Consider the following 14,432-nt stretch of genomic DNA (forward strand, 5'->3'; position numbering starts at 1 on the left):
GAAAGTGCTCCTAAGCGGCCTGTTTCAGCGGAGATTGTTCAAAGGAAATGTCAGGGAATATGTGGTTATGCAGTTCTCTCAGAGCCAGAGCCTGAACAGCAGGATTGCTGCTTTCGAGATTTTTCAGTTGCGTCAGGTTGAGCTGAACGGTGTAAATATCACCCCCTTCAATCGGTGGCATATTCTCAAGACGGCGCACGTCATTGCGGGACATCCACCCATTCTGGAGCGCGCTGGTATAGTACGCAGCACGGCCCGCGCTGTCGGCGCGCAGCAGTCCTTCTACAGAGAACTCCGCGAACACCTCATCATCGCCGTCCAGCAGGCACCGTCCTATTTCCTGCTCTATATTCACCAGCAGTGGGCGCAGGGTGTGCGTCAGGAACTGGAGGTTCATGCCCTCCAGACTGGATGCCCAGCTACTTTGCTTCGTGGTGTGACCGACCATGAAAGGCGGAACGCGAAACCAGCGACAGATTTCCTCAATACTGAAAGAGCGGCTTTCCAGCATCTGGGCGTCTTCGGGATTCATGGTGACGCCCTGGTACTTCAATCCACCTTCAAGCACCATGATTTTCCCGGCGTTTTTTGAACCCGTAAATGCAGCCATGTAGCTGCGAAGTCTTTCACGTTGTTCGTCAGACAGCGCATTCTCAGCGGAGAGAAAACCTGAACTCTGAAGCCCCTGTTCAAATATCTTCGCAGCAGACTCCTCAACCGCCATTGCAGAACCGATCACATCGCGGCCTGTTTTCATTGGCATCATGCCGCAAACACCGTCAAGACCGAACCCGCGAATGTGCATGATGTTTTTGACGGGAATGACGCGCTCGTTACCGTTTTCAGTGTATTTGTATTCCAGCGCCCCGGTCACGAGACGTTTAACCACCATGTTCTGTGGCAGCAAAGGCACCAGCGAAACCAGGCGGTTTGCGATGAATTTCTTCTCAATGAAGGCGTTCCCGCGCAGGCAAATACTGGCGACCACCATCAACATAAAGCGTGATGGTGTCATTTCTGAATTGGGTCGGCGGCACAGTATCGAATAGGCCGGATGATCGGTTGCCGCTTTACGCGAACCGTCAGGCTGTCGAACGTATATTTTCAGCGGAAGGGTTGAAATAGACTCGCTTAACAGTCTTACGCATGCCCACACAGCCGATAGCTGGATGGCTTTATCGGCCGTTACCACCTTTCCGCTGCTGCTGGTACCAAACCATTCCTCCCAGAACGTGCCGGTAGTCAGGCTGATAGGCACACCAAGCCAGTTAAGCAGAGCGCTTTTAACCCTGCCTGGCCGTTTGTTTTTTTTCATCAGAAACCTACCATGATGGGATTATTGAAGAATCCGGAGAGATTCTGCTGGTCGTTGCCACCGTTAACCAGAACGCGGCTCATTGCTGTGAACAAAGCCGCAGGGCCATCAATTTTGGCCTCTGGTGTGGACTTATTCGGGAAAATGTTCTCGTTCCGGTCAGGTTTGACGGTTACGTTGGACATCATCCAGTTCATTACCGGGTGATCGCTGTGATGGAAGCGGCCACCGTATACCAGTGCTTCGACCTCTTTCATCGCCTCAGAGAAATTGCGAACCGTCTGCGGTACCTCCACAAGCGGCAGCCCTTCTTCTGCCAGCGCAAGGCTGAACTGCGTCGCACTCCACGGGTCGAAGCCAATTTCTTTCAGACTCTCGCCAGCAACCCACACCTGCAGCTCTTCCTTAATCTGAGCATGGTCGATTACATCCCCGTCGGTAAGGATCAGCTTGTCCATCTCGGCCCACTTACGATACAGCTCTGCCATCTGGCGTGAACACTTCTCAAGGCGTCCCTCCGGCAGCCAGAATTTAAAATCCGCATGAACGTGGCCATCTGGCGCGCGCCAGACTTTAGCGGCTGCACAGATATCAATTTTGTTTGAAAGGTCAACGCCAACCCAGGAGGGATAGGTTTTAAGTTCGTGCTGCGGGGCGATAAACTCGCATTTTTCCCATTTCATCATGTCCATCCAGGCAGACTCAGCGGTAACCCAGATATTCATGTGTTTGGTGAAAAAGTTAATCCTGGCCGAAACCTGCTCTTTCGCCTTTTTAGCCAGGCGGCGCAGATCATCCCAGCGCTTACAGATACCCAGCCCCGGATTCGCCTTCTGCCAGACTTTTTCATCAAAGGGATCGTCACCTTCATCTAAGGTGTAGATGATGGCAAAAAACGTATCGTCTTTAACCAGGCCGCGCAGGACCTTGATTGCGTAATCGCGTAGTTCGTAACAGATACCTTCTTTGTTGAAGCCGGCGGTGGTGATACCGAAAAGCAGCGATTGCAGGCGAGCGCCGGTGGCCGTCTCCAGAACGTCCCAAACGTCACGGGTTTTATGAGCATGCAGCTCGTCGACGATGGCGCAGTGGATGTTCAGGCCGTCGAGGTTGTTCGCATCTGATGATAAAGGCTCGAATTTGGAGGCCGTTTGCTCCTGGTAGATAGCGAGCTTGTTGAATTCGAAGATCCGCCCAAGAGTGGCTTTCGCCTTCTTGACCATATTTTTCGCGTCTTCAAAAACAATTCGCGCCTGGTCACGGGTTGTTGCAGCGGAATAAACCTCCGCCCCGCCCTCGCCGTCTGCGCCAGCCATATAAAGCCCCACGCCAGAGCAAAGCGTTGATTTGGCATTTTTACGGGCCACCTCAACATCTGCTGTACGAAAACGCCGAACCATCACCGGCCGACCGCTGCCGTCGTTACGCAGGACGGTTTCCCCCGTCTCTTCGTTCACCAGCGGGATAACAAAACCAAAAATATTAATCAGGATGAAAACATGCCAGTCCATCAGCTCAATAGGCTGGCCTGCCAGGGCGCCTTTTACGTGAGGCACAAAATTATAGAAATTCAGAATGTGCTGCGCGCGCGGCTCACTGAAGAAAATACCGCGCTCTTCGCCGTGTGCCAGATCGTCAAGAAAACGCTGGCAGGCAAGGCGCACATACTCACAGGCAATAATTTCCCCCGCCACCACCCTCTCGGCGTAGCGGATGCCTTCTGCAACTTTAGCCATTAATCCCTCGCTTTCATAAACTCGGCCATCGGATCAACCGCATCAGGACCTTTTGCATTCACTTTAGAGCGGCTGGCTGGCGTCATGCCGAACTCACCGAGCATGGCGCGCAGACGTTTCCAGGCATCAGCTTTCATAATGGCGGCCGGGTGAGCCTTGATCATGCGAATCTCTCGCTCTTTGCCTTCGTCTGGCTCTTCGTCGCTGTAAACGGCGTAGGTGTAGCCTTCTCTCTCCAGAGTATCGCAGTGATGGCGGTACTCGGTGTAAACCTCAACCAGTAGTTCAAGCGCTCTCGCGTCGAGCTGCGACATGACGCCAAGCGCATCGAGCTCTTCGGCCATACGCTTGAACCAGTATTTCCCCTGCTTGTCGAAATGCTTCGGCGTTGGGGGTACCCCAGAAGCTGGTTTTGGTTCGTTTTCATTGTTCGGGCGTTTTGATGGGTTACCCCTCACCAAACGTAGATGGGTCGGGGTTTTCGGTGGTCCAGACATAATCGAAAACTCCTATTAATCATCGAGTGGGGGACCCATAAAAAAAGTTTTCTAACCTGCGGCGATGTGAAAAGAGGTTAGGCGGCGGTCCTTTGGGGTGATTCCCCTGAGGTTTTTACCCGCCCTCCCCCTTTTACCAAATATCTGGATGGCACAGATGATCCCTGATGCGGCGAACATGCGTGTGCGTAATACCGTAGCGCTTTGCAATTTCTACCAGCCTCTTACCAGATCTCGCCTCTCGCTCAATGCTCAGGATGATTTCAGGCTTCAATTTTGTTGCTACCGCTCGCTGTCCGCGCCGCAGACAAGCGGCAGTTCCGTGCTGCATGCTGTCAGAAGTGTTCTCCTTTGGCGTTCCCCAAGCGAGGTTTGTTTTGCTGTTGTTCAGCGGGTTGCCATCCAGATGGCGGGTGATATGGGCGTCAGATGGCTTTGGCCCGGAGAAGGCAAGCAACACAAGCTGGTGTACTTGCTTCTTCACTTTCGTATCATTGCTTACTCCGGTGTTTACATTCACGTGCCAATAGCCGTTATGTAGCCGCATCGACAGCTGCCGAACGCTACCTGAGCGGAGCGAGTAAATAAGTCCATCTTCACTTGCCAGATATCCTGGATAACCGGGAATATCTTTCATTTGGGCGTGCGGAAGCCCTGAACCATGTTTCGATTCAGTCATCTTCACCTCGTTACTTAATTTCTGTTCAGGCGCTCGCGTGCTGTCTTGGCTTTATGGCAGCCGCGGCAAATTGATTCCAGATTAGAGAGATCGTCAGTACCGCCGTGAGCTTTCGGCTTAATGTGGTCAACCGTCTCAGCGGGTGTATACCTTCCATTTCGCAGGCATTCCTGACAAAGGTGTTTATCTCTGTCGAGAACGATTGGGCGCAGCCTGTCCCACTTACTGCCATAACCTCGCTGATGCCTGCTCTGTCCTCGCTGATGCTGCTGCCAGCCTTCGTTAAGGTGCTTGGGGCAATAGCCTGAGCGGTCTGTGGTTGTGCCAGAGCAGCCACGCTTGCGGCATGCTCGCGGTATTTGTGATGGCATTAACACTCCTAAAAAATTGAGTCATCACCACGTTGAAAACGTAAATTCTTACTGCAAAGTGTATTTGCCACGCTTTTGTGGTTAATTTCGTGGAGGTATTTATGGGTTTGAAACCTGGTCAGTCTAGTGGACGCGATGGCGGTGTATATCGTGAACGCGGTCCGCGTGGCGGCCAAACCGATAATTACACAACCATTCCTGATAACCATAGGGCGCCACCAACTTCAAAACCTGGTGCAACATGGGAACCAGTAAAACGGACTCCAGACAGCAAAAGATAAAACTAATTAAACCGGCCTACTGGCCGGTTTTCCAGGCGATTCTCCACGCTCGTCGCCGTTCTGTACGTGGCGCTGAGTCAGGGTGACTCTCGACTGATTCAAAGTCTGCATGGTCCACAAGCGAGTAACACGGATAAACCACTGCACCGCCCCAAGCATCACCCACTGCATAATCAGCGGGCTTACTGCTATCCCAGCGAGACAACACGCGATTGATATGTTGCGGAGGTACGCTATAGCACACCCCGTGTATCAGCTGCGGCAGCGTGATGTGGTCAGCCTGAGTCTTATCAGCAACAATCAGCCGCTCGGCTATCTGCATTTGATACTGAGGAGGTCGACCTGTACCGAGATAAAAACTCACCAGAGAATCAGGGAAGCGGTTTAGCCAGTGATCTATCACCAGTTCAGTAAAACTGTTTGAAGGCTGAGCATCATCTTCAACTACAATTACCCGGCTTGTTTGTTCTGCTGCCCACTCAAGCGCGCGCCGATGATTCCAGTTCGCGCCGTGGTTACCATCATCAATAAGCAGATAAGCATCCAGCAGCGCAGCAAGGCGTTGCGCATGTCTCAGGCGTGAGTAATGGCCGACCACCACAAACTTAATCTCTTCAGCCACCAGCGAATCTCCAATAAAAAAGCCGCACGATGGCGGCTACTGTTCTTTTGTCAGGGTGTCTAATAAGGCTATTCAGGTTACTCTTATGTAACCATCAAAGGAGTAAATCCATGGATAAAACAAGAAAATACGATAGAGCATTACAACTGGAAATTCTCAACGCACTTATTGACTGTGCCCCCAACACGTTGAACAAGTCACAAGAGATTGAACTCATTGAAAAGTTCGATAATTATGATCACTTCGTGGCCTGTATGCTTTATCTCGAAATGCATGGCCTAGTAACAACACCATTCGTACGCAGCGACACAATGGCCGGTGTGGAATTTATTTTCAATGCACCGGTATGCTACATCACCGAGAAAGGTATAGATTTCTTACTCGATGATGGCGGCTTGAGTGCCATTTTAAAAGTTCAAACTGTACGTCTTCACAACGACACTATAATTGCGCTTGAGGACATAATCCGCGTTGCAAATATGCCTGAAGATCAGAAGAAGGGATTGATTTCAAAACTTCGAGAGCTTCCGGCAGACGCCATAAAACATTTGACCCTACAGCTACTGACTCAGGGGGTTCTGAATCTGCCGAACGCAATTCAACTAATTCAAAGAGCCCTCCAGAAGGGCTGAATTCATCTGAGGGGCGGATTAATTCAAATTTGCCCCATCCAAGCTTTTTACTAAGTGTCACCCAAAATGGGTTCCGAGTGTCAGCGTGTATGTAGAAACTATTCTTATGCATCACAGCAGTGAAAATTTTCATCGTTGATTCAAACCTCATTTGTGCTTCCACCAAGCGTTTTCTTTCCCGACTCCGTCAGTTTTGAACACTGTATGCACCAGAGGGCCGGTGACCAGCCTGTCAGCGAATGATTGCGCGACAATACCAAACGCCAGCATGTCACCCACCGCAGCGACAGCCTGTTCTTTCTTCCAGAAACGATAACTCTCGATCCGGTAGTAAAGTCGGATGATGCCGTGGGCGAAAGCCATTACATCAGCGCGGGTGCCACCCAGCAGACCAGCGTTAAGCATCACATCGCCGCGGTGCGCTTCAATGAATTCCTGATAGATATGCTCAGGATGATTCTGTTTCGCCCAGGAGTCAGCGTAGGTCTTCGGTTCAGAACCGACATACACCTTCCCGGGTTCCATTTCTTCCCACGGCGCGCGAAGCATTTCGACATCGGTACCATCAGTACACCAGACGAACCGGTATTCAGGGTGATCTCGCAGGTGCTGCCAGATGTGCAGCCAGCGACGAAAGTAGACATTCATCTTCACGTCAGGTACGAGATACAGCTCAACATCTGCCGGTGCCGTCAGTAATTCATCCACCAGCGCAATACGTCCACAATTCCGAAGCGAAGCCGCCCACCTGGTCAGCATGTCAGGTGAGGCCGTCATTTTCGTGCCGCGCTGAGGGTCAGGCTGGCTGGTCAGTAACGTAGTGATAACCACGTCGCGCTGACGCCGATATTCAACGTAACCGATAAAGCCGGTATCACGTCGTTCGTTGTGGATCTTCACATTACGTTCCACCAGCGCCTGGCGGTCTGGCCTCGGTACCGAACGCTCCACCGCTTCATGCTCATCGAGGGAATGAATCAGCTTGTCTGAACCGAAGACATCAGCGTAAGCCCACGTAGTCAGTCCTGCGTTATGGATGCGCAAGGCGAGGTCGCTGTGCTCGTACATGCCGCGACCATAAACCGGATCGAATCCGCCCACCCTCTCTATGGCGCTTCGGTGGTAATAAAGCATAACGCCGCGCTGCCCGGTATACGCCACATGCTTATCGTCACGGTAAAGTACCGAAAGGTCATTCAGCTTGTTGCGGCCAGCCAGATCGAGAAACTGGTAAGCCAGGTGCGGCTCTGGCGATTGGATGTAAGGGAGGTGCCAGTTATCAGCAATAGGCCAGGCATCATCATCCCATAAAAACAGATGCTCACACCCGGCATCCATCAGGGCTGACAGGCTAGCGTTCTTCGAAGCAACAATGCCGAGTGATGTTTCATGGCGAAGCAGCTGCACGCCGTCGGGAACTACCGCTGCAGGCTTTGAACCGTCATCAATAACCACCACCAGCGCACCGGCTGGCAGATGTTTCAAGTGCTGTTCAAGCGCTCGTTTCAGAACGTCAGCGCGCTGGTGTGTCGTTATCGCAATGCCGATCCGCGATGAAATTGCGCAGGCGGGTGCATACGGGACACCATCAATAGTGACCTGCATTTGATTTTCCTTTTAGACGTGAGCCTGTCGCACGGCAAAGCCGCCGAAAGTTAACGGTTTGCCCAGGCTCACAGCTGAAAGACTTTCTTTGATGTGCGCGTGCGATGCGCATAAAAAAGCCCCGCATTAGCGAGGCAGTTAGTTGCATAAACTTAGTTAATTGTAATTTTTGAAGAGATTTTTTAGAAGTTTTTCGCCGGGTTTTCCCATGGCTGATGTAAGCGAATTTAAAAAATTAATGGTATGACCCGCTGCACCTTCAAAGTGCCATGTACAATTTATGAACTTACAACCACTCAATCCCATAGCACTTCCCGTATCTGCACCACTGAACACCATGATGCAGTTAGTAAAAGTGACATTCTTATATTTAATACCATCAAGGATTACTCTGGTATTATTCATGCTGCCGCCATTCACTTCCATCATTCTTCCACCGTAACTAATACTTCTGAATTGCCTTCCATGAGGTTGTTATCAAAGTGCATTTTTTGTCGTGCATGAATTTGGACAAATGCATCATCGTTTTGATAGTCACTTGGAGCATACAACACTCCGTGATTCCAATTCAGAGTAGCAAAAAACATGATTACCAAAATTGTTGGAAACAACATCAAAAACCAAACATAAGTGACTTGGTTTTCTTTATCCAAAAATGGAAGAACAAAGTTTGCCGATATCTCGACAATCCCAGCAAAGATGCCCACGATCGTTAAAGGGTTCTTAATGTGATTTATAGATGACACGTTCACCTCAAAACCTAGCAGATGACCAATCTTATCATCCAAGTCCTTATACTTTCTACATCAACAAGCTACAGTTTGAAACCCAAGATTTGTTATGTGTCAGGATGTCCTTCTTCGTCTGGCGGTCCATAACGTCGATGTCGTGATCAGTCAGGTAGATTGGCTTTACCCAGTCACAGGCGGTATCAACCACCACCGGGACGCTTCCACGTGTCACGCAGCTCGCGATCAACATCGTCATCAGGCATACGGTTAACATTCTGCTGTACATTGCTGGCCTCTTTCGTTGCTTCTACCCGGCTTTCGGCTGCTGCGACCGTTGCCGCTGCGTTATCTTCGGTGCGCTGCTGGTCTGCTTTCGCTTCCGCTTTGCTGGTGCCGCGGATATGGCCCAGGCCAAAGCCACCAGCTGCGGCAACACATATAGCGCCTATAACGCCAATGATTATTTCCAGTATGCTCATGCTGCTACCTTTGGCTCAAACGAGCGAACGTTGATAGGTTCCCCAGACGGAAAGGACCAGTTCAGCCAGGTGAAGGTTTTAAGCTCGCACATGCCGTCAAACATTTCGCCGGGATCGATATCCTCGTAGCTACAGACAATGTGAAGCTCATCCCCCCTGACCTGTAAAACTACAGTGTCTGTTTCCCAACGAGGAATGAGGAGACTTAACCACTACTTCGTACGAGTACCGATTTCGCCAGGTTAAACAGCGCGCGGCGTTTATCCAGCCCGTTTCTGCCGCCATTGATAAGGAGTGTCACGCGCTCCACGTCACCGGAATGAAGCTGGCAACCGCGAGAGACATAGAACCATGCAGCTGAGCGCGCGGCGTATTCATCCTGTTCAAGCAGCTCCGGGTGGGTAACAAGGTCCAGTTTCAACGCGTGGCCACAACTGCGATAGTTGCTCAGCCCGGTAACCTGTTTCAGCCCACGACCGCGATATTTCCATCCATCACCGGCAACCTGATTGCCCAGGTGTTCTTTTCCCCACTCTCCACCGTATACCAGATTGGCGATCGCTTTCTGGTTTGCCGGTTGCGTTGCTGTTCTGCCAAGTGCGGCGGCCTGCTGTGGCGTGATGCGGTGGCTGCCGAACGTAGGGACCAGGTTTTCTGCCGCATAATTCAGGTTTTCCACCAGTCGGGTAAATCTGGTGCTTTCATGCCCCATCTGGGCAATAAACATGGCCTGATCAAGCGGTGCGGTGATGCCGTATTCCTTCATAGCGGCGTCGATATGCGGAAACCAGCGCGCAGCTAACCCGGCGCTGATACCAGCCGCCTTCAGAAATTGTGATTGGTTCATTAGTGCCTCAGTGCATCAATCAGGCGCGCCATGTTTCCCCGTGCCCAGAGAAGAGCAGCGCAAATCAGAACGTTCACAAGCACCACAAACCAGTGCGATTCGTGATACAGGCCGAACAGGTAACGGAAAGGGACGCTGGCATAAACCAGCACCGTGAAATAAGCCATCAGCGATATCAGTGGACGATGTCTCGCCCCTCCACGCTGGTAGAACATGAGGGCAAGAACGATCACCCCGCAGATGATGGCATTCGCCATTGCACTCGGATCACTTGTTACCATTGCTGGTCCCTCCTCCACGTAAACGTGAGAGAATTCCAAACAGGCTACCCAAATCCTGGCTGTTAACGAACGTCAGCAGCTTAATAGCAATAGCGGCTACGATTACCGCGCCCAGCGCATCAAGTGGCCTGTCGCTATACCCCGTCCATTTGGAGAAGTAAGAACCAAGCAAAGGTGCTCCGATAACGCCGAAGATGAATGAGGTAATGAAGTAGCCCACCAGCTTAAGACGGCTGATATTAACCGCCGTAGCGACGTAGAACACCGCGCCAGCAAAAGCGCCAAACACCACACCATAATCAATGCCGGTTGCCAGGCCGAACATGCTGGCACCCATCAGACCACCAGCCGCTACCGTAGTGCCAGAAACAGGATCGGACATTTAGCCCCCTCTACTTGCCGTGAGTCCTCTCAGAACGAGGGGAAACAAAAAAGGCCGCCCGTAGGCAGCCTTCTAAAGTGATAGAACCCCGTTGTGGCGAGGTTTATAAGTCGTTTTAAGTCCGTGTCGTAGAAACCACTCTTAACACATTAACAAACTAATTGCGGACCGCGTAAGCATTTGTGATAATTTTTTTTTGCATAAGGAGACAGTCATGTACCTCGTTAAAAGCTGCTATCAAAGAGATAATATTTGGAACAGGAAGACCATAAAAATAGGCACATTAACAGAGTACCGTGATACAGAAGATGAACAAATCGCTGATAGACATGAAGGCTCTATAAATTTATTTTTCGATTTAAATAATTTCCATATGCCAATACCGCTCTTCAATGAAATAAACACTTTTAGCCATGCATCCAGCAACTTTCATCTTAAAGATTTACAGTTGCGTCCCAATCCAATATTTCCTAACCACATTTACGCTAAAAGATATTCCGCAGCAAGTTCATTACTGAAATTAAACAGATATATTTTTTGCATGTCTGCACTATCAAATGCACTTCTATGTCATGATATCTTTAAAGAATATGATGATTTTTGGTATTTTCACAGCGATAGGATAAATCTATTCGGAGATATTACTTCTGTCGCTATCCTTAAAGAAGTCATCAATAGAACCAATAAAGATGAAGAACTATTTACGACATCGATAAAAGGTAAGCCGTTGAATCTTCGATGGTATGCCAATCGTATTAAATACACACAACGAGATATTGAAATTGACAATTTGAAATTCTACAAAAATCATGATGAAATTAGATACTATCTTTCGGAGGGGCACATGGTTAAACCTATAAACTTTCAACACGAACAAGAATTTAGGTTCATTTTTGATATTTATTGCAATGGTGTATTAGTACACCCATTAAATAAACCTTTATTCGTTGATGCACAAAGTTTTTTACCTCTCATCAAAAGATAATAAAGGCCACCGCTAGGTGGCCACATATATTACAAATCCATTTCTAATTTTATGTCTAGCATACTCAAGCACCCTTCTATAAAACCTTCGGCCATCTGAAACTCGATACGAATAAGTTTCTCATCCTTCTTTCGCGCTTTAGCTATCTTCCGCTTAGAAATACCGTATAGATAATGAGCTACTAACAGCGAATGCTCATAGGGTTTCTTCTTCTGCAAGCGTGCCAGGCATCCCTCAATGACCAAGGCGTCATCATCAGAACAAGACAGGCGAGTTTTACTGGTCTGGGGAAGCAGCCCCTTAAAACCAGCGGCGATCGGCGAATAATCAACGCCTGAGCTATCACTCGCAGCCCACCCGCCCCAGCGTTCTAAAACCATCTGAATATCACGCATGTTATCTCCACTGTTCATGCTAATACGCCGATAGCCAGCGCACGATCTAAAAACCGAAACAACAGCGTTAACTGGTCGCCGTGCTTCGCTTCAAATGCCACAGGATCAGCGTGCAACTCGTCGTGATGCGCTCTGCACAGCGGTATCACAAACAGGTCATGCGCTTTGGTACCCATTCCACCCTGCCCGTGGCCTATCAGGTGGTGGGGATCATCTGCCGGGTTATTGCAACAACTGCACTGCTGCGACTTTACCCAGCGGGTGTACTTCTCATTCTCCCAGCGGCGGCGCTTTGGCCTCAGCATGAAAGATTCCGGTGACTCAGGGTCTACCTCAACGGAGACAACCTTCTTCACCTTCTCCTGGAGGATTTCAGTCGCAGGTAACGACGGAACAATGTCGCTTTCCCTCATTACGGAACTATGCGATTCAGGCTTAATCCTGAGGGCTTTGCTCGCCACTGATTCAGGAATAAGGTCAGCCAGATCGTTACGTACCATCCACCAGCAGAACTCCGGAAGCGTCAGGGTGTGGTCTTCGCTGAATCCCAGCATAATATTCACCCTTTCTAGTAACCATTTTACCAGGTTCTGCATGGCAATTCCTGCCAGTCTTTCAGTGGTTTGTTCACGTAACTGGTTATCACACCCCCAGCAAAGACGAATACTGCCGGGTGCATGCCGCATCACGGTGAAGTCTCTGGCATGCCAGTCTGTATGAGGCCACTGACATTCAAATTTTCTTTCCAGCCAGGCATCAAGTCCACTCAGGCCACCAGCGCGCTGGATAACCCGTTCATTCGCAAAAATAGCCTGAATACTGTCATCATCTGTCAGCGGCTGGTGCGCGTCTGGAATAAGTCCAGAAGGCAGGTGCTGGATTGCCTCGGCAGGCGTTTCAATCACCACCCGCCCACGACGGAACAGCCACAGCAGCTCGTTTCCTGGGCGGAAAAGCACCACTCCGGACAGTGGTGCTACCTCAGGTGTCAGTATGGCTCTCACACAATTCCCCCCATTGCTGGCTGATGCTTGGTTATGGATATCTCGACCCTTCCGCCATGTACTTTCGGCCCCCACTCCACCAGCATTCTCTGAACCTGACTGTCATCCTCCCAAATGCCAGCGTGAGTAAGCGCGTCAAACAGAGCCTTGTTGTAGTTGTCGATATCGCGACGGCGTTCGTCCGGTGGATATAACATAATTTCGACGGCGGCCGGTGCGGTTGAAGGCTTGGGAAGGAATCGCAACTGCTCGACGATAGCCACGCAGGCGGCGCTTTGATATGCCCTTCCTTTGGCGCTGATAAGATGACGACCTTTTAACGGCCCCTTGTTCGGGGCTCGCCAGTAGGCGTTTACGCTCGGCGGGAAGGGGAGCACCAGTTTCATAAAGTAACTCCCTGTTTCTTAAGCCATTCAACAGCTTTATCTCTTGCCTGGTCTCCACCGGATAAGAGGTCTTTAATGATCGACACCGGACCTTCATCAGATTCCGTTTTGACGATGGTAATGCCCCTGGCAGCGCCAGGAGCAACGGTGATGTAACCCTTCTTCTGAATCGCCTTCACATGCTCAGCAGCAGCATTCGGTGATGCGCAGCCAATTAAACCGGCAAGCTCAAGCATCGTCGGCGGGAATCCCGTTCTGTCCTTGTAGAGCGCTATGGCGTCCAGCACTTCACTCTGACGTGACGTTAATTCGATCATGACTCGACTCCATAGCGCCCGTTCAGGCGTCCGATTACGCTGTTGAACATCACCAGGCTTACGCCCATTGGTTTAACCTTCTCGTGGTACTCCTTCAGGATTGGAGGTACAGCCTCGTTCCAACTTGGCTTAGGCTTTGTCTTCAGGGCTTTCTTAATGGCATCTGAGCATTGACGGGCGACGTCACGCACCGCGTTTTCCTGCTCTGTAGATAGTTTTTTCATGCAGCACGCTCCTGAGGTTTGCCCATTGGAACGGCCACTGCCGGAATAAGCTCAACAGCCGGTGATTCAGATTCATTTCCCCAGTGGTCCCAGCCTGGCGCACCGCAACGGCTGAACATTTCGATGCGCGGAACATCACCGTAAAGCTTCTCCAGACGGAAACGCGCCTCTGCTGGCTTTTGGCTGTGCTCACCAAGTGGGCTGTAGATAACCTGTTTGATGCTGGCGCACTGACGTTCAAGACCATTGCCCCTGGTGGCGATCAGCATGTCCTCGGTATTGGCTCTGGTGTAGTTTCCGCCGTTCATGCGGGTCTGTACGTTCAGCAGTTCGAGGAAGTCGTAAAAGTCCTCCACTCCACCAGCCTGGAGCGCTTTGTTGATGTGCTGCTCTGCCAGAGGATTGAACTTAACCCAGGTGAAGCCCTTCATCGTGCGGACCTTAAAGCCCCATGCTTCAGCCAGTTCGATGGCCTCGCGGGTATGCGTGCCGGTGAACCACATGGCAAGAACAGCATCATCAGCAGCAAGGTCCCAAACAGGGAGGCGTTTCATGTCGATAAGCTTCGTCGTGCCGTAATGATTGGTGGCAGCGCCATTGCTCACCGTGTTTCCGTATTCCCAGGCTGGGTCGGCGTAAATCAGTGAGTATTTCATCCTAATC

At 50.5% G+C, this 14,432-nt stretch carries 23 protein-coding genes; 3 read left to right on the top strand and 20 right to left on the bottom strand.

Annotation, left to right across the window (positions count from 1 at the left end; all coding sequences use genetic code 11):
* Window positions 1-10 precede the first annotated feature (10 nt).
* The 5 genes from KK102_RS03720 to KK102_RS03740 all read right to left on the bottom strand — a co-directional run bounded on the left by KK102_RS03720 (window position 11) and on the right by KK102_RS03740 (window position 4,598).
* Complete coding sequence (locus KK102_RS03720; protein WP_048210281.1) at window positions 11-1,315, bottom strand: phage portal protein; 1,305 nt, start codon at window positions 1,313-1,315, stop codon at window positions 11-13.
* On the bottom strand, window positions 1,315-3,051 hold the full coding sequence (locus tag KK102_RS03725) for a terminase large subunit (protein WP_216356983.1): 1,737 nt from the start codon (window positions 3,049-3,051) through the stop codon (window positions 1,315-1,317). The genes KK102_RS03720 and KK102_RS03725 overlap by 1 nt, the downstream gene beginning before the upstream one ends.
* The gene (locus KK102_RS03730; RefSeq protein ID WP_216356984.1) at window positions 3,051-3,548 is read right to left on the bottom strand and encodes a phage terminase small subunit P27 family; all 498 of its coding nucleotides are present in this window, start codon (window positions 3,546-3,548) and stop codon (window positions 3,051-3,053) included. The genes KK102_RS03725 and KK102_RS03730 overlap by 1 nt, the downstream gene beginning before the upstream one ends.
* Window positions 3,549-3,681: 133 nt before the next feature.
* A complete protein-coding gene (locus KK102_RS03735; protein WP_216356985.1) occupies window positions 3,682-4,227 on the bottom strand; it encodes an HNH endonuclease in 546 nt (181 codons plus the stop codon).
* 14 nt (window positions 4,228-4,241) lie between these two features.
* Complete coding sequence (locus KK102_RS03740; protein WP_149121228.1) at window positions 4,242-4,598, bottom strand: HNH endonuclease; 357 nt, start codon at window positions 4,596-4,598, stop codon at window positions 4,242-4,244.
* Window positions 4,599-4,699: 101 nt separating this feature from the next.
* On the opposite strand from KK102_RS03740, the gene KK102_RS22190 reads away from it, so the two are divergent.
* A complete protein-coding gene (locus KK102_RS22190; protein WP_077064159.1) occupies window positions 4,700-4,879 on the top strand; it encodes a hypothetical protein in 180 nt (59 codons plus the stop codon).
* A 16-nt stretch (window positions 4,880-4,895) separates the two neighbouring features.
* Here the strand turns inward: KK102_RS22190 and KK102_RS03745 are convergent, their stop codons facing one another.
* A complete protein-coding gene (locus KK102_RS03745) occupies window positions 4,896-5,504 on the bottom strand; it encodes a hypothetical protein (RefSeq protein ID WP_216357357.1) in 609 nt (202 codons plus the stop codon).
* A gap of 107 nt (window positions 5,505-5,611) precedes the next feature.
* Here KK102_RS03745 and KK102_RS03750 point away from each other — a divergent pair, with 107 nt between their 5' ends.
* Window positions 5,612-6,133: a hypothetical protein gene (locus KK102_RS03750; RefSeq protein ID WP_069732457.1), complete on the top strand. Its 522-nt coding sequence runs from the start codon at window positions 5,612-5,614 to the stop codon at window positions 6,131-6,133.
* Between the two features lie 147 nt (window positions 6,134-6,280).
* Here KK102_RS03750 and KK102_RS03755 read toward each other — a convergent pair whose 3' ends face one another.
* The 8 genes from KK102_RS03755 to KK102_RS03785 all read right to left on the bottom strand — a co-directional run bounded on the left by KK102_RS03755 (window position 6,281) and on the right by KK102_RS03785 (window position 10,458).
* A complete protein-coding gene (locus KK102_RS03755) occupies window positions 6,281-7,738 on the bottom strand; it encodes a glycosyltransferase family 2 protein (RefSeq protein WP_216356986.1) in 1,458 nt (485 codons plus the stop codon).
* A 156-nt stretch (window positions 7,739-7,894) separates the two neighbouring features.
* A complete protein-coding gene (locus tag KK102_RS03760) occupies window positions 7,895-8,167 on the bottom strand; it encodes a hypothetical protein (RefSeq protein WP_216356987.1) in 273 nt (90 codons plus the stop codon).
* Window positions 8,164-8,526, bottom strand: coding sequence for a hypothetical protein (locus KK102_RS03765; RefSeq protein ID WP_244991833.1), 363 nt, complete (start codon window positions 8,524-8,526; stop codon window positions 8,164-8,166). Before KK102_RS03765 ends, KK102_RS03760 begins: the two co-directional genes overlap by 4 nt.
* A 13-nt stretch (window positions 8,527-8,539) precedes the next feature.
* Window positions 8,540-8,719: a hypothetical protein gene (locus tag KK102_RS22195; protein ID WP_244991987.1), complete on the bottom strand. Its 180-nt coding sequence runs from the start codon at window positions 8,717-8,719 to the stop codon at window positions 8,540-8,542.
* Entirely contained in the window at window positions 8,670-8,948 is a 279-nt protein-coding gene (locus tag KK102_RS03770; RefSeq protein WP_216356988.1) for a hypothetical protein, read from the bottom strand. The genes KK102_RS22195 and KK102_RS03770 overlap by 50 nt, the downstream gene beginning before the upstream one ends.
* A 205-nt stretch (window positions 8,949-9,153) precedes the next feature.
* Window positions 9,154-9,795, bottom strand: a complete 642-nt coding sequence (locus KK102_RS03775; RefSeq protein WP_216356989.1) for a glycoside hydrolase family 19 protein — start codon at window positions 9,793-9,795, stop codon at window positions 9,154-9,156.
* On the bottom strand, window positions 9,795-10,076 hold the full coding sequence (locus KK102_RS03780) for a phage holin family protein (RefSeq protein WP_045338888.1): 282 nt from the start codon (window positions 10,074-10,076) through the stop codon (window positions 9,795-9,797). Before KK102_RS03780 ends, KK102_RS03775 begins: the two co-directional genes overlap by 1 nt.
* Window positions 10,063-10,458, bottom strand: a complete 396-nt coding sequence (locus KK102_RS03785; RefSeq protein WP_017145563.1) for a phage holin family protein — start codon at window positions 10,456-10,458, stop codon at window positions 10,063-10,065. Before KK102_RS03785 ends, KK102_RS03780 begins: the two co-directional genes overlap by 14 nt.
* A gap of 214 nt (window positions 10,459-10,672) precedes the next feature.
* Between KK102_RS03785 and KK102_RS03790 the strand changes: the two genes are divergently transcribed.
* Window positions 10,673-11,443, top strand: a complete 771-nt coding sequence (locus KK102_RS03790) for a hypothetical protein (RefSeq protein ID WP_216356990.1) — start codon at window positions 10,673-10,675, stop codon at window positions 11,441-11,443.
* A 29-nt stretch (window positions 11,444-11,472) separates the two neighbouring features.
* On the opposite strand, the gene KK102_RS03795 is transcribed toward KK102_RS03790, so the two are convergent.
* From KK102_RS03795 to KK102_RS03820, 6 genes are read right to left on the bottom strand one after another with little or no spacing between them, the layout of a single operon-like run.
* Window positions 11,473-11,838, bottom strand: a complete 366-nt coding sequence (locus tag KK102_RS03795; RefSeq protein WP_216356991.1) for an antiterminator Q family protein — start codon at window positions 11,836-11,838, stop codon at window positions 11,473-11,475.
* Between the two features lie 14 nt (window positions 11,839-11,852).
* On the bottom strand, window positions 11,853-12,842 hold the full coding sequence (locus tag KK102_RS03800; RefSeq protein WP_216356992.1) for a DUF968 domain-containing protein: 990 nt from the start codon (window positions 12,840-12,842) through the stop codon (window positions 11,853-11,855).
* Complete coding sequence (locus KK102_RS03805; protein ID WP_216356993.1) at window positions 12,839-13,228, bottom strand: RusA family crossover junction endodeoxyribonuclease; 390 nt, start codon at window positions 13,226-13,228, stop codon at window positions 12,839-12,841. The genes KK102_RS03800 and KK102_RS03805 overlap by 4 nt, the downstream gene beginning before the upstream one ends.
* Entirely contained in the window at window positions 13,225-13,545 is a 321-nt protein-coding gene (locus KK102_RS03810; RefSeq protein WP_216356994.1) for a LexA family protein, read from the bottom strand. Before KK102_RS03810 ends, KK102_RS03805 begins: the two co-directional genes overlap by 4 nt.
* Window positions 13,542-13,769, bottom strand: coding sequence for a hypothetical protein (locus tag KK102_RS03815; RefSeq protein ID WP_216356995.1), 228 nt, complete (start codon window positions 13,767-13,769; stop codon window positions 13,542-13,544). The genes KK102_RS03810 and KK102_RS03815 overlap by 4 nt, the downstream gene beginning before the upstream one ends.
* Complete coding sequence (locus KK102_RS03820) at window positions 13,766-14,425, bottom strand: MT-A70 family methyltransferase (protein ID WP_216356996.1); 660 nt, start codon at window positions 14,423-14,425, stop codon at window positions 13,766-13,768. Before KK102_RS03820 ends, KK102_RS03815 begins: the two co-directional genes overlap by 4 nt.
* Window positions 14,426-14,432 lie beyond the last annotated feature (7 nt).

The organism is Enterobacter quasimori, from assembly GCF_018597345.1.
Classification (GTDB): Bacteria; Pseudomonadota; Gammaproteobacteria; order Enterobacterales; family Enterobacteriaceae; genus Enterobacter; species Enterobacter mori.

Excerpts from the sequence above, each read along its gene's own strand:
- KK102_RS03720 (WP_048210281.1), bottom strand. The coding sequence starts at position 1,315 with ATGAAAAAAAACAAACGGCCAGGCAGGGTTAAAAGCGCTCTGCTTAAC.
- KK102_RS03725 (WP_216356983.1), bottom strand. The coding sequence starts at position 3,051 with ATGGCTAAAGTTGCAGAAGGCATCCGCTACGCCGAGAGGGTGGTGGCG.
- KK102_RS03730 (WP_216356984.1), bottom strand. The coding sequence starts at position 3,548 with ATGTCTGGACCACCGAAAACCCCGACCCATCTACGTTTGGTGAGGGGT.
- KK102_RS03735 (WP_216356985.1), bottom strand. The coding sequence starts at position 4,227 with ATGACTGAATCGAAACATGGTTCAGGGCTTCCGCACGCCCAAATGAAA.
- KK102_RS03740 (WP_149121228.1), bottom strand. The coding sequence starts at position 4,598 with ATGCCATCACAAATACCGCGAGCATGCCGCAAGCGTGGCTGCTCTGGC.
- KK102_RS22190 (WP_077064159.1), top strand. The coding sequence starts at position 4,700 with ATGGGTTTGAAACCTGGTCAGTCTAGTGGACGCGATGGCGGTGTATAT.
- KK102_RS03750 (WP_069732457.1), top strand. The coding sequence starts at position 5,612 with ATGGATAAAACAAGAAAATACGATAGAGCATTACAACTGGAAATTCTC.
- KK102_RS03755 (WP_216356986.1), bottom strand. The coding sequence starts at position 7,738 with ATGCAGGTCACTATTGATGGTGTCCCGTATGCACCCGCCTGCGCAATT.
- KK102_RS03760 (WP_216356987.1), bottom strand. The coding sequence starts at position 8,167 with ATGATGGAAGTGAATGGCGGCAGCATGAATAATACCAGAGTAATCCTT.
- KK102_RS22195 (WP_244991987.1), bottom strand. The coding sequence starts at position 8,719 with ATGTTGATCGCGAGCTGCGTGACACGTGGAAGCGTCCCGGTGGTGGTT.
- KK102_RS03770 (WP_216356988.1), bottom strand. The coding sequence starts at position 8,948 with ATGAGCATACTGGAAATAATCATTGGCGTTATAGGCGCTATATGTGTT.
- KK102_RS03775 (WP_216356989.1), bottom strand. The coding sequence starts at position 9,795 with ATGAACCAATCACAATTTCTGAAGGCGGCTGGTATCAGCGCCGGGTTA.
- KK102_RS03780 (WP_045338888.1), bottom strand. The coding sequence starts at position 10,076 with ATGGTAACAAGTGATCCGAGTGCAATGGCGAATGCCATCATCTGCGGG.
- KK102_RS03785 (WP_017145563.1), bottom strand. The coding sequence starts at position 10,458 with ATGTCCGATCCTGTTTCTGGCACTACGGTAGCGGCTGGTGGTCTGATG.
- KK102_RS03790 (WP_216356990.1), top strand. The coding sequence starts at position 10,673 with ATGTACCTCGTTAAAAGCTGCTATCAAAGAGATAATATTTGGAACAGG.
- KK102_RS03795 (WP_216356991.1), bottom strand. The coding sequence starts at position 11,838 with ATGCGTGATATTCAGATGGTTTTAGAACGCTGGGGCGGGTGGGCTGCG.
- KK102_RS03805 (WP_216356993.1), bottom strand. The coding sequence starts at position 13,228 with ATGAAACTGGTGCTCCCCTTCCCGCCGAGCGTAAACGCCTACTGGCGA.
- KK102_RS03810 (WP_216356994.1), bottom strand. The coding sequence starts at position 13,545 with ATGATCGAATTAACGTCACGTCAGAGTGAAGTGCTGGACGCCATAGCG.
- KK102_RS03815 (WP_216356995.1), bottom strand. The coding sequence starts at position 13,769 with ATGAAAAAACTATCTACAGAGCAGGAAAACGCGGTGCGTGACGTCGCC.
- KK102_RS03820 (WP_216356996.1), bottom strand. The coding sequence starts at position 14,425 with ATGAAATACTCACTGATTTACGCCGACCCAGCCTGGGAATACGGAAAC.